The sequence below is a fragment of the Photobacterium sp. TY1-4 genome (assembly GCF_025398175.1).
In the GTDB taxonomy this organism is placed as follows: domain Bacteria; phylum Pseudomonadota; class Gammaproteobacteria; order Enterobacterales; family Vibrionaceae; genus Photobacterium.
Window position 1 is genome coordinate 3,029,087 of the sequence record NZ_CP099734.1, and the last position, 25,211, is coordinate 3,054,297.

9 protein-coding genes are annotated in these 25,211 nt (G+C 58.0%); 1 reads left to right on the forward strand and 8 read right to left on the reverse strand.

Features of this window, described 5'->3' with window-relative positions:
• The first annotated feature begins 24 nt into the window (after positions 1–24).
• Positions 25–1,437 (forward strand): phosphoglucomutase/phosphomannomutase family protein, encoded by a 1,413-nt coding sequence (locus NH461_RS14055; RefSeq protein ID WP_261600950.1) that lies wholly within the window; start codon positions 25–27, stop codon positions 1,435–1,437.
• Between the two features lie 155 nt (positions 1,438–1,592).
• On the opposite strand, the gene NH461_RS14060 is transcribed toward NH461_RS14055, so the two are convergent.
• From NH461_RS14060 to NH461_RS14095, 8 genes are all read right to left on the reverse strand, one after another.
• Entirely contained in the window at positions 1,593–2,456 is an 864-nt protein-coding gene (locus NH461_RS14060) for a glycosyltransferase (RefSeq protein WP_261600951.1), read from the reverse strand.
• Between the two features lie 73 nt (positions 2,457–2,529).
• On the reverse strand, positions 2,530–3,180 hold the full coding sequence (locus tag NH461_RS25795; RefSeq protein WP_315903227.1) for an acyltransferase: 651 nt from the start codon (positions 3,178–3,180) through the stop codon (positions 2,530–2,532).
• Positions 3,181–3,184: 4 nt separating this feature from the next.
• Positions 3,185–8,638 carry a non-ribosomal peptide synthetase gene (locus tag NH461_RS14070; protein WP_261600952.1) on the reverse strand — a complete coding sequence of 1,818 codons (5,454 nt, stop codon included), beginning with the start codon at positions 8,636–8,638 and terminating at the stop codon, positions 3,185–3,187.
• On the reverse strand, positions 8,635–10,431 hold the full coding sequence (locus NH461_RS14075) for an ABC transporter ATP-binding protein (RefSeq protein WP_261600953.1): 1,797 nt from the start codon (positions 10,429–10,431) through the stop codon (positions 8,635–8,637). Before NH461_RS14075 ends, NH461_RS14070 begins: the two co-directional genes overlap by 4 nt.
• Complete coding sequence (locus NH461_RS14080; protein ID WP_261600954.1) at positions 10,424–12,199, reverse strand: ABC transporter ATP-binding protein; 1,776 nt, start codon at positions 12,197–12,199, stop codon at positions 10,424–10,426. The genes NH461_RS14075 and NH461_RS14080 overlap by 8 nt, the downstream gene beginning before the upstream one ends.
• A 75-nt stretch (positions 12,200–12,274) precedes the next feature.
• On the reverse strand, positions 12,275–15,853 hold the full coding sequence (locus NH461_RS14085) for a beta-ketoacyl synthase N-terminal-like domain-containing protein (protein WP_261600955.1): 3,579 nt from the start codon (positions 15,851–15,853) through the stop codon (positions 12,275–12,277).
• 26 nt (positions 15,854–15,879) lie between these two features.
• The gene (locus tag NH461_RS14090) at positions 15,880–20,649 is read right to left on the reverse strand and encodes an SDR family NAD(P)-dependent oxidoreductase (RefSeq protein WP_261600956.1); all 4,770 of its coding nucleotides are present in this window, start codon (positions 20,647–20,649) and stop codon (positions 15,880–15,882) included.
• A gap of 41 nt (positions 20,650–20,690) precedes the next feature.
• Complete coding sequence (locus NH461_RS14095; RefSeq protein WP_261600957.1) at positions 20,691–25,211, reverse strand: type I polyketide synthase; 4,521 nt, start codon at positions 25,209–25,211, stop codon at positions 20,691–20,693.

The following is a 25,211-nucleotide window of genomic DNA, read 5'->3' on the forward strand; positions in this document are numbered from 1 at the left end:
CTTGGTAAGAAAAAGGAGTGCCACATGATCAAATTTGGAACCGGCGGCTGGCGAGCCCTGATCGGCGAAGAGTTTACCCAGGCTAATGTCCGGCGCGTCGCCCAGGCGGTTGCCAATATCATCATCGCAGAAGAAGCCACCGACCGGGGCTTTGTGATCGGCTATGACCGACGCTTCCTGTCCGACAAGGCCGCCGTCTGGTTTTCTGAAGTGTTGGCCGGAAACGGCATTGTCGTCAGCTTCATCGACAAGTATGTCCCGACCCCGGTGGTGATGTTCCAGTCCCGGGCGATCGGCGCCCTATATTCGGCCTGTATTACCGCATCGCACAACCCGGCCGACTACAACGGCATTAAGGTCTTTATTGAAGGCGGCCGGGACGCTGACGAAATCATCACCGAGAAAATCGAAACACAAATTGCCGGGCTCACTGATGCGGATATCCGGCGCCTGGATTTTACGCAGGCCAAAGCCTCCGGGCAGATTGAGCTCATCAACCCGATGAATGAATTTGTCGATAGCATTATCGACTTCATCGACATCGAAGCCATCAAAAAAGCCCGGCTGTGCGTGCTGATCGATCCCATGTTCGGGGTGGCCAAGAACGCCCTGCAGACGGTATTGATCACGGCCCGCTGCGATGTGGATGTGATCAACGATGGCCAGAATCCGTCCTTTGGCGGCCTGATGCCCTCGCCCAGTGCCGCGACCCTGTACCGGCTCAAACACTTAGTGGCCCACGAAGGCTATGACATCGGCATCGGGACTGACGGCGATGCCGATCGCCTCGGCATCATTGATGAAAAGGGCAACTTCATTCACCCCAATGAAGTCATGCTACTGCTCTATTACTACCTCCTGGAATACAAAGGCTGGAAAGGCTCTGTGGTGCGTAACATTGCCACCACCCATTTGCTGGATAAGGTCGCCGCAGCCCATCAGGAGAAAAGCTTTGAAGTGCCGGTCGGCTTTAAGCATATCAGCGCCCAGATGGATGCTGATGACGCCCTGATTGGCGGCGAGAGCTCCGGCGGCCTGACGATTCGCGGCCATATCAAGGGCAAAGACGGCGTCTTCGCCTCCAGCCTGCTGGTCGAGATGATCAGCGTCACCGGCAAAAAACTGTCAGAAATGCTCGATGAAATTTACGACAAATACGGCTACGCCTACACCGCAGAAGGTGACTGTCATTTCCGGCCGGAAGAGCGCCAGCGCCTGTACGACAAGATCTATGTCGAAAAAGCGCTGCCGGACTTCGGCTATGCCATTGAGAAGGTCAGCTATGCCGACGGCGCCAAGGTCTATTTCGAAAACGGCGGCTGGGCCCTGGCCCGCTTCTCCGGTACCGAGCCGCTGCTGCGCCTGTTTGCCGAAATGGCCGATCAGCAGCAGGCCGAGCAGGTGGTCGCACAGTTGAAAAGTTTTCTGGACGTTTGAAGCAACATGGCGCCTTGAAGCACCACTGCCGCTTCAGGGCGCCGGAATCGTGAAGTCCTGTTGAAACAGCTTAGCTGTTATTTTCGCAAACCTTTGGTTTCGGTTTTTTGCGTCAAGGGTAGCCCGGCTACCCTTTTCTTTCTTTCGACGACGATTCAAGAGGCGATACTTTCGCGGCACACATCCACAATCTCCCACCAGTGTCCCGTCAGCAGTTGCTGGGTTTGCGGCAATTGATGCTTGTCGTGGGTGTAGTGCAAATTGTGCAGCAAGGACTGCTCCCGCTCGGCCGTATTCTTTTCATGCGGCAGATGAATCGCAACCGGCGCTTCAATCACATTGAGCCGCTTGTGTTGCTGCGCCAATCGCAAAGCCAGTTCAATATCTTCGCCACCCCAGGATTGATAGTGCTCATCAAACCCGCCAATCGCCAATAGATCTTGCGTCTTGCAGGAGGCATGACAGGTCCAGAAGATCACCCAGCAATGTAAGACCCGGGACAGATCATAATTGACCGACTCAAAAAAGTGCCGTCGGCAATCATGGTATTTCGCGTCTGCAAGCAAATACTCAAAGAGCGCCTCCCGATCCATCTGGTCAAATGCCGAGGCGATACTGCCCTGGTTATTCGCCTCCATCGCATCAAACCCGAGCGCTTCGCCAATCAGCACGTCGCCCTTGCCCTGGCTGAGGGCATCGTAGTGCACCTGCAGCAGGTTTTCCCGCCCGTACATCCCGGAATCAAAAAACAGCATGTATTGAAACGTGCTGTGTTGGATCCCGATATTCCGTGCTTTGGCCACGCGATATCCTTGATCACTTTGATAATGGTATTGAATGTTGATCTGATCCCGGAATGAATCCACCACCTGCCGGGTCTGATCCGTCGAGCCGTCATCAATCACAATCACCTCGTAACGTGAGGAGTGAAAGGTTTGCTCTGCCAGCGACTTTAATGTACGGCTGAGTAGTTCTGCCCGGTTATATGTCGGCACGATCACCGAAATGCCATCTTTCATGTTTCCTCTCCCTAAAACCCAATGTCGCACTCACATAGCCCCCATGCACCGCTGACGCGGCGGGGGGCAAAAACTAAAGTTGCCGGATCACCCGCGCCGGATTCCCGGCCACCACCGTATTGGCCGGAACATCTTTCGTCACCACGGCATGGGCCCCGATGACGGCATGATCGCCGACCGTGACCCCTTTCATGATCGAAACATGATTGCCAATCCAGACCGAATGGCCGATCACCACCGGCCTGACATCCAGACGGTTCACTTCATCCGGATCGCCTCGCCTCACCAGATCATGGCCGTCACAGTCCATGATCGATACCATGGTCCCGCAAACCACCTGATCACCGAGCACCACCTTGTCATAGGCGACAATGCAGGCACCCTGCAGCACCACGTTGTTACCGATCAGAATTTGGCCCGCCGGCCGGCCTGCGCGCTGCACACTGGTCAGCTTGGTCACCGTACTCGCAAATGCCGGGGCAAAACTTGAATCAATGTAGCTGCCGCCCCCAATCACGATGCGCCCCGAGTGCTGCTGAGTTTGTGCCGCCTTCTCCAAGGGTTGGCCCGACATCAAGGTCAGGTAGACCCGGGGCTCCCCGACAAACGTCACCGACGCATCCACCGTGGCCCCGAACTGTCGGAGCCTGGTTTTTATCGCGGCCTGATCGGCCTCCTCGTCGTAAGAACCTGACAACACCCGTTCATCGTAGTAATAAGCCATACCGTCATTCCCCGGTTGAAGATGCCGTTGCGGCAAACTGAGCAACCAGCCCTTTCATGGCCTGACCGACCTGGGTCAATGCATCCCGGCAAACCTGCGGATGGTTGGCCCGGGCCTGGAGTTGCAGGCCGTCATCCCAAAGATAAATCAGTTCTAGATCAAAGAGTTGACCGCGAACCACAGACTTATGGGCATCCGCAGCAAGGTAAATGCTGTAACACCCCGGTTCCTGATCCGGTGATAACTGGCTGAACGGATGCGAGGGCGACGTGGCCAGAGCATCCACCACCCGAGCAAAGAAGGCCGGTAAATTCTCGACCCCCGTGAAGTCCACGCGTACCAGGCGGCAGACATCCGGCGTCATGCTAATGTTCAAGGTCAGCACGGTTTGCCCGCTCACTGCGCCAAGCGCATAGATCAGCAACCCGGTGATGAGCTCCTCCCGGGAGACATCCAGCTGACGCCGCAAGGCTTCCAGGGCCGGACCGGAGGCGTCGCCCAGATCATCCTCCCAGGTATCCCGGCCGGAAGCCGGAACCGATGGCGCTTCCGGGAACGGCATTGCATAACAACGAACGCTTTGGCTGGCCTCAGATGCGCGGTCATACCAGGCTGCCAGCCTTGAGATGGAGCCGTGTTCCAGAATATCGATCGCCGAGACATGCATGTCCTGATCGGCCAGCGCCTTCTGGACCAGCACGACATGAAAGGAGTTGCCGCCGAGGTCGAAGAAATTGTCGGTAAAGCCAATCTCTGCCGTTGGCAGGATGGCTGCCCAGACCTGGTAGATCCGCTCTTCGGTTCGGGACTGGGCAGTGGTCCTGCCCGTCTCCGCCGGATCGCGGGCGATCTCCGGAAAGTGCTTGCGATCAATCTTGCCGTTGGCGGTTTTCGGGAAGTCCGCCAGCTGCGCCCAGGCTTCCGGCACCATATAGCCCGGCAAATGGGCCCGGACATGCTGCCGAAGCTGCTCTGCTTCAACCTTGCTGTCAGCTTGATAGAAGGCGCACAGGAAACCTTCAGCAAAGCCCTGCACCTGACGCTCTCTCACCAAACAGACCGCATCGTGAACGGCCGGATGTCGCTTCAGGACGGATTCAATTTCATGCAGCTCAATGCGGTGCCCTTTCACTTTCACCTGATGATCAAGCCGCCCCTGAATACACAACTCTCCCGAAGGCAGCCAGTACGCCAGATCGCCCGTCCGGTACATCCGCTGCCCCGGCTGAAACGGATTATCAACAAATGCCTCGGCGGTTTTATCCGGCAACCGGTGATACCCCCGGGCCAGCCCCATTCCGGCAATATAGAGCTCCCCCTGCGTCCCCATCGGGCACAAGCGGCGGTGCTGATCCAGCACGTACACCAGCGTGTTATCAATCGGCCGGCCGACTTTGCTGCGGTCGGCTTGGGTCAGTTCGCAAACAGTTGACCAGACCGTCGTTTCCGTCGGACCGTACACATTAAAGATCCGCGCCGGACTATGATTGCGAATCGTCTCGACCAGCTCAAAGCCCACATATTCACCGCCCATCAGGACTTCCCGGATCCCCCGGAAGCACTGCAAGGTCGGGTCAAACGCCAGAAACATCTTCATCCGGGTCGGCGTAAACTGCAGCGTCGTGATGTCTTCTTTCCGGATCAACGCGCTCAGTAAGGACATATCCTGCTGCTGTCGACGGCTGGCAATCACCAACTGAGCGCCGGTCAGTAACGGTAGGAAAAATTCCAGAACAAAAATATCAAACGAGAAGGTCGTCAGCACCAGAACGGTTTTCTGGGTCATCTCGCCGAGTGAGCGCGCCATCCCGTTGATGAAGTTCACCACCGACACGTTTTCGATCATGACCCCCTTGGGCTGCCCGGTAGAGCCCGAGGTGTAAATGACATAAGCCAGGTGGTGCGGGTCATAAGAGACCGAGGGGCGGCTCTGCGGCCGGTCGGCCCATGCCTCGGGCGAAGCGCTGACGATCGGACCGGCAAACAGCGATTTCGCCACCTCCGGCTGATCAGTGATCAGACACGCGACCCCGGCATTTGCAACCATGTACTGCAACCGCTCCTGCGGAAAATCAGGATCCAGGGGCACGTAGGCCATGCCTGCTTTCAGCACGGCCAGAATCGCCACCGCCAGGTCCGCAGACGGCGCCACCATGATGGCGACCCTGGCCTGCGGCTGGCCCAGCGTTTCAAGCAAGCCGTGCGCCAGTTGGTTCGCCCGCTCATCCAGCGCCCGGTAGGTCAGCTTCTGACCCTGGCTCCGGCATGCCTGCTGCATCGGCGCGCGATCCACCTGCTGGTGAAAACGTTCAATCAGGGTGCCGGGACCGGTGATCGGGTGGGCCGTTTGGTTGAGGGTATGGAGCAGCCGCTCGCGCTCTGCCGCCGGGATCCCGTCAATCTGCGTCAGCGGCTGAGACAGCGGCATGTCGGCCAGCCGCTGCAGCAACACCGACAGGGACTGGAGCAGTTGCGCAACTCTGTTCGGTGCGATCATCTGCTCGGCAAATGAGCATGCAACGGTCAGGGCGTCCCGGTAGCGATACACATCAATAATCAAGTCCGCTTTGACCTGCCGGTGGTGCAACTGGATCTCGCGAACCTGGAGACCGCCGTCTGACAGGTCGATCGCATCATGCATGGCAAACAGAGTATCGAACAGGGGCTGCCGGCTGGGATCCCGCGGCGCACGGACTGCGTCGACCAGGTGCTCAAACGCAAAATCCTGATGGGCGACGGCTTCGGCAAGCTGCTGCTGGATCAGGGTCAGGTACTGCGCTAGCGTAGCTTGCGCATGGCTGGTGCTCCTGAAAGGCAACACTCGCATAAAGACCCCGGGCATCGACACCACTTCCGGCAAATCCCGCCCGGCAACCGGAACCCCGATGATCACATCATCCTGGCCGCTAAAACGGTGGAGCGTCAGGGCATACGCAGCAAACAGGAGGGCGAACAGCGAACACCCCTGTTGCCGGGCAACCTGCTCCAACCGGCCCATTAATGCCTTGTCAATTTGCAGCAACTGCGTGCTGCCTGCGCCGTCAAACTGGCCCGGACGCTCCCTGCCCGGCGAGAGCTGCAACGGTTCCGGCATGGCTGCCAGCCGTTGTTGCCAGTACGCGAGGTTGTCCGCTTCCCGGGCTGCCAGCTGCCGGCGGTTGTAATCAATATAATCGTGATACTGCCACGGCATCGGGTCCGCAACGTCCCCCTGATAACGTGCCAGGATCATGGTGATCAGTTGGGCTGCGCTGATCCCATCGGCAATACTGTGGTGAATATCGAGTGCCAGATAAGTCCGTTCCCCGGCGACCGACCAGAGCCCGATGCGCAGCAACGGCGCAATCTCCAGCACAAACGGGCGTACAAACCGGGCCAGCTGCGCCCTCAGTTGCGCCGATTCATCCAGACGGCCGCCTTCCACCGGCACTGACACTTCAGGCTGAATCCGGCTTAACACGGTGCCATCGTCAATCACAAAAGTGGCGCGCAAAATTGCAACGTGTGCAACGCACGCATCCACAGCCTGCTGCAAGCGCTCGGTATTGAGGACCTGATCCAGCTCGACGACCCGGGTTATGTTGTAGCTACTGTCCTGTTGATGGAACTGGTGCGCCAGAATGACATTACGCTGCAAGACGGAAACCGGTCCGATATCGCCGGGCTGAACCCGGCGCAACGGCGTGTCCGGCTCCCCGCTCCCCGCAGCGTGACACGTTTGCAGATAAGCCAGCTGGGTTGCCGGCGTCAGGTGGGCAAAGAGCGCCGCGACATCCAGACGGACCGAAAACGCCTGCTCCAGCGCCGCCTTCAGGGTCATCAGCATCAATGAGTGACCGCCCCGGCGGAAAAAATGATCGTCCATCCCGATGCGATCCTGCCCGAGCACCTGCTGCCAGACCGTCAGAATTTGCTGCTCTTGCGGCGTTTCCGCTACCCGGTACGCGTCGATCTGCAGCTCGGTGCCGACGACCCCGGCCAGAGCTTTGCGATTCACCTTGCCGTTGGGCAGGGTCGGCAACGTCTCGACCAAAACCCACTCGGCCGGCACCAGTGCCCGGTTCAGCCGCTGGCTGACGAACTCTGCTATCTGCGCACCATCCGCTCGGCTTGCGACCACAAAAGCGCGGATCCGGGCGGAAGGCTGACCAGTGTCAACCACCTGGAGCACACACAGCTCCACCGTCGGCGCCTGCTGAACCACCCGCTCGAGGCCCAGCAGATCAGCCCGGATCCCCCGGATCTTGATTTGGTTATCTTTACGCCCGATGCAGACCAGCTGGCCGTCCGGCAAGCGTTTCCCCAAATCGCCGGTAAAGTAATACGGCGGGGACTGCCGGAAGCAGCGCTGGGTTTCCGCCTCCAACCCCAGATAGCCATGGGAGCGCAGGTCGGTTTCGATCACCAGCTCCCCGACCTCGTCTTCCGCACAGGGCCGGCCCTGCGGGTCCAGCACATGCACCTGCACCTGCTCGTCCAGCGGCATCCCGATGGGCACCATGTCAGCATCACTGTCGGCAGGGCTGAGGCGCTTGAACACTTTCGCCAGGGTGGTTTCCGTCGGGCCGTACAGGTTCACCAGTTGGCAGCGCTCTTCGCCGTAACTGCGATAAAACGCGGCCAGATCGCTGCCGCGCAGCGGCTCTCCGGCCAGAAACAGATATTCCAGGCTCAATGGCTGCGGCGCATCGGCTTGCAGCAAACGCTGACGAAGCAACGTCGGCACCATGTGCAGCACGCTGATCTCTGCTTGGTTAATCCAGGTCAGCAACTGATCCGTCAGTACCAGCGTTCGATCCGTGGGCATGACCAGCACTGCCCCGGCCACCAGCGGCAACAGCACTTCGCGCAGGAAGGGATCGAATGCCGGAATGGTCAACTGTCCCACCCGGTGATGCGCTTCAATGCCGAATGTCTGCTGCTGCCACATCACAAAGTGGCTCAGCCCGCGATAACTGCCGAGGATCCCCTTGGGCTCTCCTGTCGAACCCGAAGTGAAATAAATATAACAGGGGTCCTGCGAGCGCGGGGTTGCCAGCACATCGTCTTCAGTTGGCGGCAGCCCCGGCGTCCACTCATCCCAGACGATGATCTCAGGCGCACAGGACATCCCGGCGACCATCCGGCCCAGGCGCTCGGCGTGGCGAGCCGTGGTCACGACACACGTCGGTGCAATCTGCGCGAGCATGCTCGTTGCCAGCGCATCAGGTAACTCCGTATGGACCGGGGCAAACACATGCCCGGTATGCAAGCAAGCCAGCAGACTGCTGATCAGCGTCGGGCAGGCATCCAGATAGAGCGCCACATGTCCCGGGCGCGACTGAAGAAAATGAGCAATCGCGGCCGACTGCTGTCTCAGCTCCCGGTAACTGAGTTGCTGCGCGCCGCGTTCAATCGCCACGGCATCCCCACGTTTGGCACACTGCTGGGCAAACGCTTCAAGTAAATCGAATCTCATGCGACCGTCACCTCTTCCTGTTCAGATTGCATCACTAAATCAAAATAGGCCCCTTGCTGTTGCATCAACGTCTCGTGGCTTCCCTGCTCGACCAGACATCCGTCGACCAGGACCAGGATCCGATCAGCCCGGCGGATCGTTTTCAGCCGGTGCGCAATCACAATGGCGGTTTTATGCCGCAGCAAGACATCGAGTTCGGCCTGTATTTCCGCTTCCGTCCGCGCATCCAGCGAGGCGGTTGGCTCGTCCATGATCAAAATCTCGGCGTCTTTCACCAGCGCCCGCGCTATCGCCAGGCGCTGTTTCTGGCCGCCGGACACATTGCCTCCCCCCTCGCTGAGCTGAGTGTCGTACCCCTGCGGCAGCGTTGAGATAAACGGGGCGCATCCGGCACTGCGGGCCGCCTGCTCAATGTCCGCCATCGAACAATCCGGACGACCGTAAGCCAGGTTGGTTTTGATCGAGTTGGAGAACAGGAAAGAGTCCTGGGGAATATAGGAGAAATACCGGCGCCAGCGGTCAGTATCCAGCGTTTCCCGGGTCTGGCCGGCAATGGCGACCGTCCCGGCCGACGGCTGGTATAGGCGAAGCAGCAGTTTCATCAGGGTCGATTTTCCGGAGCCGCTCGGTCCCACAATCGCAATGGTTTCCCCGGCCTGAACCGAAAAAGACAACTCACGCAGCACCGGCTTCCCGGTCGGATAGGCAAACGACAGTCCCCGAATATCAATCAGCGGCTGGATCAGATCCGGGCACGCCGTCTCGGGGGGTTGCGCGGGTTGTTGCGCGGCGGGTCGGTTTGTCTGTTGCTGTTCCACCTCTTCCCCCGGCAGGGCGAAGAGTTCAAAGATCCGTTTGGCCCCCGCCAGTGATTTCTGCAGGTATGCCACCAGACCGCCCAGCTCACGGAACGTCATGTTCAACGCCGTCAGCAGCTGGATCATGGCCACAATCTCCCCCAACGGCGTCACGCCCATCGCCATCAGCACCGCGCCAAGCACCAGCATGCCCGAAAAGTTGAGGATTTTAAGGTTGAAGTTCGCCAGCTCCAGCCGCGCCCTGAGCCGGCTATTGGCTTTGGTATCGCTCAGCCACTGCCCGTTTCCCTCCTCGTAACGGACATGCTGCGCCGATTGCATCTGGTAGATCCGAACTTCTTTGGCGCCGTACACCGCGTCCATCGCCGCCGCGGACATCCGCCCCAGGGTGCTCTGGATGCGGTCACTGACCACCCGCATCTTGCCGGCATAGTATCGATTCGCCAGAGCCGTCAGAATCGCCACGGTGACCAGGACAATCCCGACCATCCAGTCAATCAACATCATGGCGACAACGGCGCAGAAACCGGTCAGCAGGGTAAAAATCAGCTGTCGGAACTGATACCCGAACACTTCCGAGACCGCGTCGACATCGCTGTTCACCCGTGACAGCAGCTCCCCCGGATGGTATCGCTCAATATCGCCCAGCCGTCCTGCAGATAAATGGTCAAATAACTGCAACCGAATATCTGCAAGGTTCTTAAACAGCCCGTGAAAAAACAGCTTGCCGAAAATAATAAAAGTCAGACCGGTGAAGATACCCATGCCAATCACGGCAAAGCTGGACTGGCGAAGGCTGTCCATATCCTGGGCGATAATGGCGTTGATCATGTCCCGCATGATGAAAGCCAGTGAGATCATGATGATGGTTTCGGTGATGGCATGTCCGAGCAAACCGGCCACATAGCCCACCCGGTGCTTTTTCATCAGAGCAAACAGTTGTGTCAACTCAGCCCATTCCGCGCGTTTAAGCATGACTTAGCTCCTTCTGGGCCGTGTGCTGAAAATAGGCCTGATGCAGTTGATAAAACGCCCCGCGTTTTGCCATCAAGTCGTGATAACTCCCGTTTTCAACCACGTTCCCTTGATCCAGCACCACGATGCGGTCCATTTCAGGGGTGATCGCCAGTTTATGGGTGATCAGGATCACGGTCCGATCATCCGCCTCCTGCAAAATGGCCTGCTCGACCAGGCTTTCACTGGTGGCATCCAGGGAAGCCGTCGGCTCATCCATCATCAGGATCGGCGAGGATTTCAAAAAGGCCCGCGCCAGCGAGATCCGCTGTTTCTGACCGTAGGAGAGAGCATTGCCGTCATCTCCCAGCACGGTCTGATACCCTTGGGGCAGCTCGCGGATAAAATTGTCGGCATACGCTTTTTGCGCAGCGTGGATCACCTCCAGCTCTGTCGCATCGGGCCGGGCCAGACGAATATTGTCCAGAATCGAGACCGGGAACAGGAAAGTACTTTGGTTCACCACAGACAACCGGGCGCGATACGCTTCGCCGAGCGGACCCTGAGTCTCGTTCTCATTGACGGTCAGGTGAATCGCCCCGGTGTGCGGATAAAACCCGCACAGGACATTCAGCAGACTACTCTTGCCGCTACCGCTTTCACCGACGATCGCAACCTTCTCACCCGGCCTGAGCGTCAGGGCGATGTCGCGCAGCGCCGTCACGCTTTGCGCATGCGACGGCTGATACACCAGCCCGACGTCCTCCAGCACCAGCGCAGACTGGTCGCCCTGGCGCAACCGAATGTTGTCGAACTGCTCGTCCTTTTCATCCAGCACCTGGAAGATCCGTTTCCCGGCCCCGAGTGCATCTTTACACCCGGCAATATGGGCCGGCAGTTGCGCCACCGGATCAATCACAAAATTCAACAGGTAGAAGAAAGCGATCAGCTCTCCCAGGCTGAAATCGCCGGACAGGGCACGGTTGCCCCCGACAATCAGACAGACAATGCTGGGCACCAGGCGGATCATGACCTGCACCGGTCCCATCCACGCATACCGCTCCACGAGCCGGAGCTGGCTCGATAACCCGGTATCCATCTGCTGCTGGAAGGCCTGATATAAAAAGCCCCTGAGCTGGAACACTTTCATGGTCGAAAAGCCCGCCAGCATCTCCGCCAGCACCGCAAAACCGCGACCAAAATAAGTTTGCGTATTCAAAGATAACTGAGACATCGAGCGGGTCATCAACATGATCAACAAGAAGCCGACCGGAATCGGAATCATGCTGAGCAGCAGCAATTGCAGATCCAGTACGCCCAAATACACCGCCCCCATCACAAACATCACCGGATGCAGGATCAACAGCGGTAGGCTGACTTCCGCAAACGTGTTGATTTTTCGGATGTCGCTGCTAAAGCGCGCGACCATATCCCCGGCGTCGTATTTATCCAGTTCGGCCACGGAAATGGACGTTACTTTGGCAAACAGCCGCTGGTTCAGCCGATGGACGAAGCACCCGCTGAAATAGCCGGACAGCTTAAAGCGAAAATACGTTGCCGTGGCCCCGATCGTCAGGACGGCCAGCAACAGGAAAAGATAACCGACCAGGCCGTTCAACTGCCCGGCCGTGGACTGATCAATAATCGTTTTGAGCAAATAGGTTTCTGCGACCCCGGCCGCGACCGTGCCGAACGCAGCAACAATCACCCCAAGCAGCAGTTTTTTAAAGACAAAAGCCTCTCCGAGCAGCCGGGAAAGCAGCTTCAGATCAGAGCGGGAAGCACCCATTGTTTATTACCCCACAGAAAACAACATCATGCCGTTCAGGCTTTTTACCCGCAGGTAAAAAGCCTGATGGAGACGCTAGCAGCACTCGGCCAGGTGGTTCAGGAAGTCCCGGAAATGCTCGGAGAGCTCCCGGATCGTTGCTTCGTCGTGGATGTTCCGGCTAAAGCCCCAAATCATAGTCAACTGACCATTTTGAATACTTCCCCGGACATCCAGAATATCGGCATGAACCAGATGAGAGTCGTCGATATCAATCACAATATCGTCCACCACCCGGGCCGGGCTGGCTTCATCCACCTCGAACATATCGCCCAGGTAATTGATCGACACCTGCTTGCGAAGGTACTCGTATCGACTGCCCGGTTGACGCTGTTCGATATTCTGGGTGATGAAGTTCCCGCACCCTTTGGCCGGCAGGGACTGCAGCTGCGACTGGACATCCAGCAGATACGCCAGCGGCGACTCGCTCTGACGGTCTCGCAGGACCAGATCACAACCCACGGCAAACAGTCCCAGCGTTTTGCTGAAATCATGGCTGCGGTCCAGAATCACATCCCGCCCGGTGATCACACTATGGATTTCCACCCACTCATGCTGCGTCCAGCGGGCGATGGTATGCGCCAAGGCCGCGACCAAAATATCGATCACCGTGACCTGATGCTGCTTCACCAACTGGCGGCACAGCTTCTCGGTCAGCTCCCGGTCAAAGACCTGCTTGACCATGTCCTTGGCGTAGCGATAGTTAATCCCGTCCGGGATATCCCGCGGCAGCAACGGCAATTGTTCCAGCGGTGTCCGGGTCATGAAGTCCGCCTGCTCCGCCTGGATTTCCCGCGCGTAACGCTGGCTTTCGTCAATGAACTGGTAATACGACAATGGCTTTTCACCCAGACTCAGCGGACCGCCATGCGCCACCTGTTGGCTCAGTGACAACAGATGACCCATATAGAGATTGAGGGAAAACGCATCCATCAGGACATGGTGGAAATAAGCCGCAAGGTAAACCGGCTGGCCTTCCCCCTGTGTAAACAGGGTGACTGCATAGAGCGGCCCCGAGGTCAGGTTGAACTCGTAAATGCTCTGGTTCACCGTCTGCTCAACCACCTGCTTGCGCTCGTCTTCTGCCACCCCGGTGAGATCCACCAGATGGAAATTCACCGTCTCCGCCGGCGACAGCACCTCCTGGCGCCACCCCGCTTCTGTGTGGGTAAAACGCGCCCGCAGGATGTCAAAGTAGCGATCAAGATACTGGACACAGTCCCGCACCACCTGCGGCTCCAGGGCATACTGCACCGACAGGACGGCACCAACCGTCAGGTGCCCCGGATTGTTCAGTGTCTGACTCACTTCCAGCATAAAAGCCTGCGTTGAGCTGATCGGCCGCTCCCCGGTGATCACCGCCTGGATCGCCGGAAGGACCTGCAGATCGACCACAGGCACCGCATCGATTGCCGCTGCCAGTGCGGTAATGGTCTGATGCCGGTACAGCAGATCGGCTTTGACCGATTTATGCAGACGATGGCTCAGGCTCTGGACCATCACCGCAGCACTCAATGAGTTGCCGCCGTAATCCACAAAACTGCGGTCAACCGCCAGGGTGTCGAGTGCAAACAGCTCGCCCCAGACATCGCCAATCACCTGCTCTGTCGCCGTGTAGGCATCGTCCTGATGCCCGGTGAGACGCACATGGGCCTGCTGCGGTTCAGCTTCCGGCTCACGGGGCGCTTCTCCACCCGCAGGGCTCGGAATCAGCACGGTATGCGGCGGCCAGCAGCGCTCGGTATTTCTCGGGTATCCCGGTAAACTGACTCGCTGAAAGGCATGCCCCTGATACAGGGATGCCCAGTCCACCCGCTGACCCGCCCGGTAGATGGCATCAACTTGCGCCAGGAGTTGAAGTTGAGGTTGGGATTGAGGATGAGGATCGATAGTATCTGCAGCCGAAGGCAGATGCAGCGATCTGGCGGCCATCGGTACCGGATCCAACGCATGGTAAAGCACCCCGCGTGGCCACGCCCCGGTATTCTCGCTGTCAATCTGACTGCCCAGCAGAACACCGGCAGCTGCCAGCTGCCGCAAGCACTCCGCCCGGGACGTGAAGGCAAGCGTCAGCACATGGCGTCGCAACTGCCGTCCGGTATTGGCCGTAAAACACACATCGCCCAACACCAGGGTGTCATCCTGCCGGATACGTGCCGCCATCGCGTTGCACTGCGCTTTCAGTTGCTCCGGATCATCACCGGAAACGGTCAGCACATACGGCACCGCCGGACGGTCTTTCTCCGGTGCAACATACTCTTCGATCACCACATGACAATTGGTTTTGTTCATGCTGAACGCGCTGATCCCGGCCAGCTTTTTCTTGCCCGGGTTCGGCCAGGCCGTGAGCCGATCCTGAATATAGACCGGCGACTGCTCCAGCTGCATATGGTGATTGGGAATATTGAAGTTCGGTGATGGCGGCAACCGATCATACTTCATCGCAAGCAAGACTTTGATAACCCGCGCCAGGCCGGAGACACCGGCCGTGTGGCCGATATTGGCCATCAGCGAGCCCAGTCCGCAGAACTGTTTTTGGGTCGTATACGGCTTGAACGCATTGGTAATGGAAGATAACTCAATGGAATCTCCCAGATGAGTCCCGGTGCCGTGGGCTTCAATATAATCCAGCAATTGCGGTTCAATTTGCCCGTCCTGCCAGGCCTTTTGCAGCACCTTGCCCTGCCGGACCGCCTGTCCGTCATGATTCACGGCCGTGCCCCGAATCACCCCGTAGATGTGATCGCCGGCTGCCACGGCGCTCCGAAGCGGTTTGATGATCAGCGTACACACCCCTTCCCCCCACAACATGCCGTTGGCGTGATCATCAAACGCGGCGCTGGTCGGGGTCGTGGCATTCATCCCCTCCATGCCGTCCGCCGCCGTACTCTGGTACAGATTCACCAGATTCACCGCAGACACCACGGCCTGCTCACACTGCTTGCTGCGGATCGCATTGACCGCCGTATCCAACGCCACCAGCCCCGAAGAGCAGCCGGTGTCAATGGCCAGGCACGGTCCTTCCAGATTGAGGGTCGTGGCCACCCGTCCCGGAAACCACCCGGTCATCGACCCCATGCTGCTGTACAGGCTCTGGTGGCGGACATAGCGTTTCAGATCAAAGCGGCCGTTATCATCCATGCCGACGAAGACACCGGTATTGGTGTTCATCCACTGCTGGGGGGTAAATCCGGCATCATCAATGGCCTGCCAGACCGACAGCAACAGCTCTCGCTGACCCGGATCCATCAACTGCGCTTCTTTGGCGAGCAACGCAAACTGCCCGGCATCGAACCGATCGACGTCACTCAGGAGGTTATTAATACAAATCCCGGCATCTTTCGGCACCGCCGGCTCCCCGAACAGATACCGCATATCAGCATGCCGCTGCGACGAATAGGTGCCGCCGCCGGTTTTCTCCCGGACCAGCTTATGCCAGAACGCGTCCGGGTTCTCTGCCGCAGAGAAGCGGCAGGCTATCCCGACAATGGCGACCTCTGCGCGGGACTGGCCGGCTCCGAGGGCCTTGATTAAGGCCAGTGCATGGCCTTTATCAAACTCTCCCTTTTGGACCTGTTCCAGCAGATAGCGCGCCAGTTCCTTGTTTTCACTCATGATTCAGCTCTCCTTTCTGCCCGAACTCAATCCACGACTTTGAGGATGTCGTCGATCGACGCGTCACCACTGTCCAGCCCGTCCAGCATTGCCATCAGCGCCGCATCATCCGGCTGCGCCGGATTCAGTGCTGCCTGATGAGCCGTCGCAGGCGCAGCTGCATCATCCGACTGCTCATTGAGGTATTCAGCCATCGTGGCAACCGACGGATAGGAGTAAATATCCGTAATATCAAACATGCCCGGGAAGTGCTTCTCGAGCGCACGTTGCAACTCAATCGCCAGAATGGAATCCCCGCCCAGGCTCGTGAAGGTATCGTAGATATCGATCTCCTTCAGGCCGAGGGTGGTGGCCCAGATCACAGCCAACTGCTGCGTGCTCTCATTGGCACTGCCTTGCTCGATACCGGTCAGGGTGACATCCGTCGCTTCCGTGGCGCCGGCAACACCGGAGGCCGATGGTGCCGGCCCGTCCTGCAACCCGGCATGCTTACGGACTTGTCGGCTGATCCCTTCAGACAACGGTACGATTGAACCTTTTTCATGGAGGTTCGCCAGATTCAGGCGCCCGCCACACAGCACCGGCTGCAGGGAGGCCAGCATGACATCCAGCATATCCAGCGCTTCAGCATTCTCGACCCCGTAGACGTACGTGCCTTCCCCGGAGCCGATGCCAAAATCAACAGCCATCCCGGTTTCTTTCCACGGTGCCCAATTCACCGACAGAGCGCGCCGCCCCTGAAGCGCGAGGTTTTCGGCATAACCGTCCATAAAGCTGTTCGCGGCGGTATAATCCCCCTGCCCCTGACCGGCAAACAATGCCGTGATCGAGGAGTAGAACACCAGGAAGTCCGGGTCATCTTGCTGCGTGAGTCGGTCCAGTAAAACGGTTCCCTGAACTTTCGGCAGCAGCACGCGATCAAACACTGGGAGCTCTTTGTCCATCAGCAGGCCCCGCCCGGCCGTACCGGCACAGTGGAAGACCCCGTTGATCCGCCCGTAGAGCGCACGCGCTTTATCCAGCGCCGAAGCCAGAGAAGCCTCATCGGTGACATCCGCGCTGAAGTACTGCACGTGGCTGCCAGCCACTTCAATCGTACTCAGGGCTTCGCTTACTTTTTCCATGCGCGGATCTTCCGGATCCAACGCACTGCGGCTCAGCAGGACGAGGTTGACCTGCTTTTTCTCGGCCAGGTGGATCGCCGTTTCCAGCGCCAGCCCGCCAGAGCCGCCGGTGATCACGTAGCAGCCATCGGATTTCAGCGCGACCGGCTCGGTTTCGAACTGCCCCTGCGCCATGACCTTCAGACGCGGCGTGAAACGTTGCCCGTCGCGGAACGCCAGGCTGAACGGCCCCGTCAGATTCATCAGTTCATCGCACAGCAACGTCGTCGCCGTCTGCGGATCCGTATCGATCACCCGGGTGGTAATCTTGCCGTATTCCTGGCGGATGGACTTACACAATCCTTCAACCGCCCGGCCGTAAGCATTCACCTGGCTTTGTTCAGATGAGATCTGCTGCGCCAGTTGCGTCAGCACCGACAGGGCGATTCCCTGGCCATGCTTGGTCGCCAGCATTGCTTTGATGATGAAAAACACACTGTGGATGCCGGTATCCAGTAACTGCCCATCAGCTGGCGTTGCGCCCAGCAAAGCACTATGGATGACATGGGAGACCGGGGTATCACTGAGCATCTCGAATAAAGCCAGGTAGTCTGACTCGCTCTGACCGACGACATAGGTTTGAGCATCCACTTTTGCCAACTGCGCACCTAAGGACACCTCAATGACCGTCGCGCCACGCTGGGCCAGCGCCGCTTTCAGTTGCTGACTTTGCGCATCCCCGCGGTGGAACAGCACCACATTGCCGGTCGCCGGTTGCGACGCCGCATCTGACGACTCAACCTGCCACGTCACCCCGTAGAAAGCACTTCCTTTGCTGTTTTGCGACTGGAAGCGTTTACGGTCAACCCGCTTGATGTTGTAGTCGGTCATCTCGGCCAGAATATTGCCTTCGACATCACAAAGCGTCAGATCAAACGTGAGTGTCTCATGATGGCCGTTTTTACCCTCCTTCAGACGGGTCACGGTATAAAACTCAGCCGGCAGCGGCTTGTAAACCTTCATCGAGGTGTACAGGTATGGGAGATACATCTCGCCGGGAATAATCGTCTGGCTAAACCCGTTGGCACTTTGATCCAGCAGGCTCGGGTGCAGGTAGTAAGTGTCCAGATCGGACAGAAACTCCGATGCCAGCTTATTGCTGTGGATAAACTCCTTGTCCCCGACCCACTGCCGCTCGGAGCACCGCCAGCGCGGGCCGAAGGAGAAATCGGTGTTATTGCTGTACATGCTGTCCTGGGCGATCTTGCCCGCTTTCAGCGCATCGAGATCCACTTTGTCCTGCGGTACAGACGATAACTGACGCAAGGTTCCGGCGGAGTGTTGCACCCAGCGGGTGCCGTCAAAGCTGATCACCTCAAGATCCAACTCTCCCTCGCGGTGCGTCACCACGTACTGCACCTCGTAGCCATCGCTCTCCGGGGTCACGACCAGAGGAGCCAGGAACGCCATATTGGCGATCTCCACCGGCACCTCGCCCCAGTAATACACGGCGATCGCCTTGAATGCCTCGACATACGCCGTGCCGGGGAGAATGTTGTTCCCCAGGATCAGGTGTTCGGTTAGCGGCCAGTGTGCATCCAGCGACAGCTCGGTGGTGAAAATATCTTTATCTTTGCTGGAGACCGCGCGTTGATGCAACAGCGGGTGCAGTATGCTCTGCACTTTGCCGGCTCCCCGGAAGGCATCAATCATGCCCGGCTCCGGCCAGAACTCCTGCCGGTCATACGGGTAAACCGGCAACCTGACCCGGCGGACCGGGGCGGCATAGAGCTGCGCGAAGTCCACGTCTGCCCCTTTCACATAGTAGCTGGCGAGGAAGGTTTGCTTGATCAGCGACACGCTGGCTTTACCGGCCAGCTCTGTCACCAGCTTGGCGGCCTGGTGCGTCTGCTCTTTTCGCTCCTGCTCGGTCAGCTCGCCCGGGGCCTTCTGCCGTTTGCTGTCACTGACCACCTTATGCTCTGCAAACAGGAACCAGTCTTCCGTGCATTGCTGATAGCCCGATTGCAAAACTGTCTCAATTTTTGCCCGCAAATCCGCGACGGAAGTTGCAATGATCGCGGCTCTCAGATTGTAGTGCCCGCGGCCGGTTGACGCGGTATAGCACACATCCTGAATTGCCAATGATGCCCCTTCACCGGCAAAATAGGTCCGGTAATGTTGCAGTAAGGCTTCAAAGGAAGTCGCGGTTTTGGCTGAGACCGGGAACAGATACGAGGACTCAGGCGCTGCGCTGCGAGCAGGCTGCGCCGGCGCTTCCTGCACCACGACATGGCAGTTGGTGCCGCTGAAGCCAAACGAGTTTACCCCGGCAATCCGCGGTATATCCCCGTCCGGCTGCCAGGGTGTCAACTCGCTGGAGACATAAATCGGAGACTGGGAGAAATTGATGAACTGATTCGGTTTCTCAAAGTTAATCGTCGACGGCAGCTTTTTCGCCTGCAATGCCATCACCACTTTGATCAGCCCGGCAATCCCGGAAGCGCCGACCAGGTGGCCCATATTCGACTTGGCCGTTCCGATGGCACAGAATTGCTTTTTGCCAGTAAAGCGCTTAAAGGCATTGGTCAGCGCTTTGATTTCGATCGGATCCCCCAGGGCAGTCCCGGTGCCATGCGCTTCAATGTAGCTCACATGCTCCGGGTTGATCTCCGCATCTTGCCAGGCTTTTACCAGCATCTCTTCCTGCGCCAGCGCGTTGGGCGCCGTATAGCCGTTCGAGCGACCGTCATTATTGGCCGCACTGCCTTTGATCACCGCATAAACACGATCGCCGTCCCGGATTGCCTGATCCAGCCCTTTGAGCATGACGACCCCGGCCCCTTCGCTCCAGACCGTGCCGTTGGCGCGATCATCAAACGTTTTGACGATCCCGTCGGCCGACTCATAAGTCGCCAGAGACGTATCGGCACCGATCACCGGGTTATACTGAACGCCGCTGACCCCGCCGGCCAGCGCCATGTCACACTCACCACTACGGATGGCCATACACGCCTGATGCACCGACACCAGCCCTGCCGAGCAGGCCGTATCCGTGACGATGCTGGGCCCTTTGAGATCGAACAGGTAAGAAATCCGGCTGGACAAAATCCCGGTCCAGGTCCCGGTGACCCCCAGCGGCTCGTCTTCGACCATGATGTCAAAGCTCAGGCTTTTGGTATGGTTACGGCCGACAAACACCCCGGTATTGGTGCCCAGTACTTTATCGCCGCCGTAGCCGGCATCCTCCAGCGCGTGGTAAACCTCTTCCAGGAAAATACGCTGAATTGGGTCAATCACCGCCGCTTCACGCGGGGAAATACCAAATAACGCGGCATCAAACTGATGGATTTGCTCGAAATAGCCTTGCTTCTGAAAATGAATTTTATCTTCGTGAAAATCCGTGATCGCCCGATCCGGGTACTGCTTATTGAAAACATTTTCGATGTAGTACTGAATTGCTTTTTTGCGTGCCGGTGGCAAGTCGCGGATCAGGTTGGTCCCACGGACAATGTTCGTCCAGTAGGCTTCTTTATCCGGCCCGCCCGGAAAACGGCCGGCCATCCCGATAATGGCAACGTCCTTGTTTTTCTTCGAACTGCTTTGTAACTCATTGAGCAGTTTTTTTGCTTCTTCTTTCGATAACGTATTATTCGCCACCTGGCTAAAAATATACTTTTTCACGTCAGACATAACGCTTCCTTGACCATTCATTCTAAAAACTGTTTCGAAGATTATTGAATAGACTGTGCATTCGCTTCTTCGACTGAAATATCGCCGGATTCCAATTGGCTCAATAAAGTATCGAGGTCGACCTCTGCCGACTCACGTATCTCTCGCGGGACATCCGTCGGCTGAGTCACGGCCCGGATATGCTCGGCCAGCTGCGATATCGTGGGGTAAGTGAAAATATCCGTCACATCGATGATGCTGCCGTATTGCTTCTCTATCTGCTGGATCACCTTAATCGCCAGAATGGAATCCCCGCCGACATTAAAGAAGCTGTCAAAGAGATCGATTTCCTTCAGCCCGAGTACCGACGCCCACACGGTGGCCACAAACTGGTCAATATCATCCGTCGAACCGTCCGCGCCGCCCTTCAGCACCACGGCTTCATCATCCAAATCGGGCCGGCCGGCCCGGGCCACATGCAGCGGAAAACCGAGCGTCACCGGGAGGATTTCCTCCGATGTATAAGCTGCATTAAGACGGCCCGGCATCACCACGCCTTGCGCTTGGTGCGACAACAAATGCTCGAGGATCTGGATCCCTTCCCGGGTCGTGAGAGCCTCGACCAAACCATCCAGCTTGGCATTTTTGTCCACGGCCATCCCGATTTCCGACCACGCCGGCCATTGAATCGACAGCGCCGGCAGCCCCTGCTGTCGGCGACGCGCCGCCAGTCCGTCCAACCACGCGTTGGCAAAGGTGTAATCCGATTGCCCCATCCCGGCGAACACTGCCGTCACCGAGGAGTACAAGACGAAGAAATCGAGCGGATCTTCACGGGTCAGCGCATCCAGCACACCCGCGCCCAATACCTTGGCCTGAATCACCTGTCTGAATTCATCTTCATCCTTGCGGAACATAAACCCGTCACCCGCCAGACCCGCAGTGTGGATCACGCCCCGGATCGCACCGAACTGCTGGCGGATCTGCGCCAGCGCATTTGCCATTGCGACCTGATCTGCAACATCGAGCTGATGATGGGAGGCCGAAACACCTGCGCTTTGCAACTGCGCAATCAGCTTGGCCAGACGTTGGGATTTAGGGCTGTTGCCCTGAGGCTCCGTGCGGCTGAGCAAGCACACATGGCCGACCGGCTGTGAGGCCATCAACAACGCTGCCTGCTGTGCCAGTGCCCCGGAAGCGCCGGTGATCAGATACACACCATCCGCCCGGAACGCCGGTTTGGCTTCGCGGCCCTGTGGCGCACGCTTGTGCAGAACCGGACTGAAGCAACCTTGCTTGCGAAGGACCAGTTGCCGGAACCCATCGCGCTGTACCAGAAGTGGCAATACCGCGTCAGCCCGAACCTCAGCAGACCAATCGATACAGGTTACCGACACATGCTGCAGCTCCTGGTAAACCACCTTCGCCATGGCATACAGGGCGTGGGCCGCCGGATAGATCGGCGCTTCATCCGCCAGTGCAAATCCCCCTTCTGCTATCAGGGTGATCTGAAGCGGTTTCTTGCGGTGATTCAGCACCAGCGTCTTGGCACACTGAAATAAAGTCAGCGCCGTTTGCTCAAGCGTTTCCGCCAGCGCTTCATGCCGGGCATGCCCGAGACAGACGACCAACCGTTCGGCATCTAACAACGACGCGTGAATGTCCTGCACCTCCGTCAGGCTCGCCAGGCACTGGAGCTGGTTGTCCTGTGCCAGTGCCTTCGCAAGCGCTTGCCCGGTCGGATGATCCGGACTGCCCAAGAGCACGATGTGCTCCCCTTTCGGCGCTTGTTGCACCGCCGGTGAAGACATCTCGAGCAGGGTTTCAAAGCCATCGCTCAGAACCGCACGGAAGTTTTGTTTGTATTGCTTGATCACATAATCACGGATCGCCACGACCGCCCGACCCTCGGGATCAACAACATCAATGTCGTACTTGACTGTTTGCGGAGACGGATCCTGGCCTTTTTTCATGGTTAACCAGGCGGTGAAGCGTGCCGGCAACGGGCGAAAGACCCGGACCGAACGATAAGAAAAAGGCAAATAGGTTTCCTGGCCCGCCAGCCCGTTGGCAATATTGACGCAGTGATCCAACAGTGCCGGATGAAGCTGATAATTCGCAACTTCTGCGCTGAATCGATCCGCCAGTGCAAACTCTCCGATCACTTGCGACTGCAGCCGTCGAGCCTGGATCAGGCTGTTCCAGCGCGGACCGACATCACTGACATCCATCTGGTTGATTTGTGCTTCGGTGACAGTGTCAAAATCCCGGAGCGCATCGCCGCGCGGGATGTCGATAGCCGGTAGATCCTGCGGCGCACGGTGAATTTCTGCCTGCGCGTAAGTGTTCCAGGAATCTCCCTGCTGCCCGACCACGACAAACCGCACATGTGTCTCTTCGTGGATCAGGACAAACTGGATATCACGCGCTTGCTGGGGTGCGACAATCACCGGCTGGAAGAACAAAACGTTCTGTAATTGCACCCCGTCATACCCCAGGTAAGTGGTCGCGAGATGCGATGCCACTTCAAGATAGGTCGTTCCGGGAATAATATAATTGCCGTCGATAACGTGTTCGTTTAAGACCCAATGCTTCTCAACATCAAACCGCGTTGCAAAAATCGCGCGGTCGTAGGATGCCGCCAGCAGGCAGTCAATCAGGGGATGATGAACCAGCTGCGTTCCCTGTACCCGGGCCACGGTGGGCACCGGAACCCAGCATCGTGTAGTCGCAAACGGATAAGTCGGCAGGGAAAGGCGCTGATGCCGGCCGTTGGCGTAAAACCGCGCCCAGTCCACGGTTGCGCCCTGCAGGTAATACGTCGCGGCCTTGGACGACAGCCTCCCTGGCATCTCCAGTGCCTGAAGTGCCTCTGTCAGCTGACGTAGTTCGGCATCCGTGCGCTCACCATCCTGTTTGTCGGCTTTGCCCGGCGGAACCACCTTATGGAATCCGTAATGCGGGCTGTCACTCAGGCTGGCAGATTCCAACTGCTGCAACTGTCGGATCAAATCGGCAATGTCCTGTACCTGCAATACCACCCGGTGGGGGTGGTGACTACGCCCGCAGGCCAGGGTAAAGGCCAGATCGCCTAAAGCAATGTGCTGCGCCGGACGAGAAAGAAACGCAACCAGGTCGGCAATCACCCGCTCCAGCGCCGCCAGGCTCACCGCAGAGAGCGGGATCCAATAAGCGTCTGCTTCCGATCGTGATTCCACCTGAGGTGCCCGGTATTCTTCAAAAATCGCGTGCGCATTGGTCCCGCTCAACCCAAACGCGCTCAATGCGGCGCGCCGGGGCACATCCAAGGCAGGCCAGTGTTTCAAGGTTTCGTTGACGTAGAGCGGGCTGTTGATAAAGTCGATTTGGCTATTGGGCGAATGGAAGTGCTGTGTCGCCGGTAGCTTTTTATCTTTCAGCGCCATCACGACTTTGGCCATGCCCGCCAGGGCCGCCGCATGATCCAAGTGCCCGACATTGCTTTTGACCGACCCCACCGCACAGTACTGGGCTTTCTGGGTCAGCCGCTGATAAGCTTTGCGGATCGCCGACACTTCAACCGGATCCCCCAGTTTAGTTCCGGTCCCGTGGGCTTCGTACAGCGCGATCGTTTCAGGATTAATGTCACCGGATTGCAGGACATCCCGGATCAGCTGATGCTGAGCATCCGCATTCGGTGCCGTGATCCCGACAGAGCGACCATCCTGATTCACCCCGGTCGCTTTCACCACCGCATAGATCTGATCCCCATCGTTTTCCGCATCTGCCAACGGCTTCAGAATAAAAGAAACGACCCCTTCCCCTGAACCAATGCCATCTGCGCGTTCATCAAAGGTTTTACAGCGCCCGGATTCAGAACGAAGTCCCAGCTCATTCTCCGTGGCAAACGGCAACAGGCGGACTTTGACGCCACCCAGCAGGGCGATCCCGGATTCTTTTCGCACCAATGACTGACAAGCCAGATGTAACGCCGTCAGCCCGGAAGAGCAGGCCGTATCGACAACCAGACTGGGTCCCTTCAAATCCAGCAGGTACGCCAGCCGACTGGCAATCACCGACTGAATATTTCCCGGTGCGGACAAATCCTCCAGGCTATCGGGCGCAACTTTCGCCACATATTCCCGGTAGGTCGGATCGAAGTCGCTATTAAACCCGACGAAAATGCCGACATTTTTTCCGACCAGCGCATCCCGGCCGTAACCGGCATCTTCAAATGCCCGCCAGGCACTCTGCAAGAGGAGCCGCTGGTTTGGATCCATCCCACACGCTTCGTTGTACGAGAGATTAAAAAACTCGTGATCAAACTGATCAATATGGGAGAGAAATGCAGCGGGATAAAAAGCCTCCGGACCTGCTCCGTCGGGGCCGGTATCCACAGTTCGCGCAGGCGGAAAAGACGTTATAAAATCCTGCCCAAGCTGGATCCTACGCCAGAATTCATCGAGGCTCTCCGCTGCACCGATGCGGCAATCGATCCCGATCACCGCAATATCCAGCGCCTTGGCGCGCCGTGTTCTCTGGGTTTTATCCGGCTCGGAGCAGCGACCCTCTGCTTGATTCACCTTCAGAAAATCATTAAACAT

What these genes read in the sequence shown, in the direction of transcription:
- NH461_RS14055 (WP_261600950.1), top strand. Translation starts at nt 25, where the DNA reads ATGATCAAATTTGGAACCGGCGGCTGGCGAGCCCTGATCGGCGAAGAG.
- NH461_RS14060 (WP_261600951.1), bottom strand. Translation starts at nt 2,456, where the DNA reads ATGAAAGATGGCATTTCGGTGATCGTGCCGACATATAACCGGGCAGAA.
- NH461_RS25795 (WP_315903227.1), bottom strand. Translation starts at nt 3,180, where the DNA reads ATGGCTTATTACTACGATGAACGGGTGTTGTCAGGTTCTTACGACGAG.
- NH461_RS14070 (WP_261600952.1), bottom strand. Translation starts at nt 8,638, where the DNA reads ATGAGATTCGATTTACTTGAAGCGTTTGCCCAGCAGTGTGCCAAACGT.
- NH461_RS14075 (WP_261600953.1), bottom strand. Translation starts at nt 10,431, where the DNA reads ATGCTTAAACGCGCGGAATGGGCTGAGTTGACACAACTGTTTGCTCTG.
- NH461_RS14080 (WP_261600954.1), bottom strand. Translation starts at nt 12,199, where the DNA reads ATGGGTGCTTCCCGCTCTGATCTGAAGCTGCTTTCCCGGCTGCTCGGA.
- NH461_RS14085 (WP_261600955.1), bottom strand. Translation starts at nt 15,853, where the DNA reads ATGAGTGAAAACAAGGAACTGGCGCGCTATCTGCTGGAACAGGTCCAA.
- NH461_RS14090 (WP_261600956.1), bottom strand. Translation starts at nt 20,649, where the DNA reads ATGTCTGACGTGAAAAAGTATATTTTTAGCCAGGTGGCGAATAATACG.
- NH461_RS14095 (WP_261600957.1), bottom strand. Translation starts at nt 25,211, where the DNA reads ATGTTTAATGATTTTCTGAAGGTGAATCAAGCAGAGGGTCGCTGCTCC.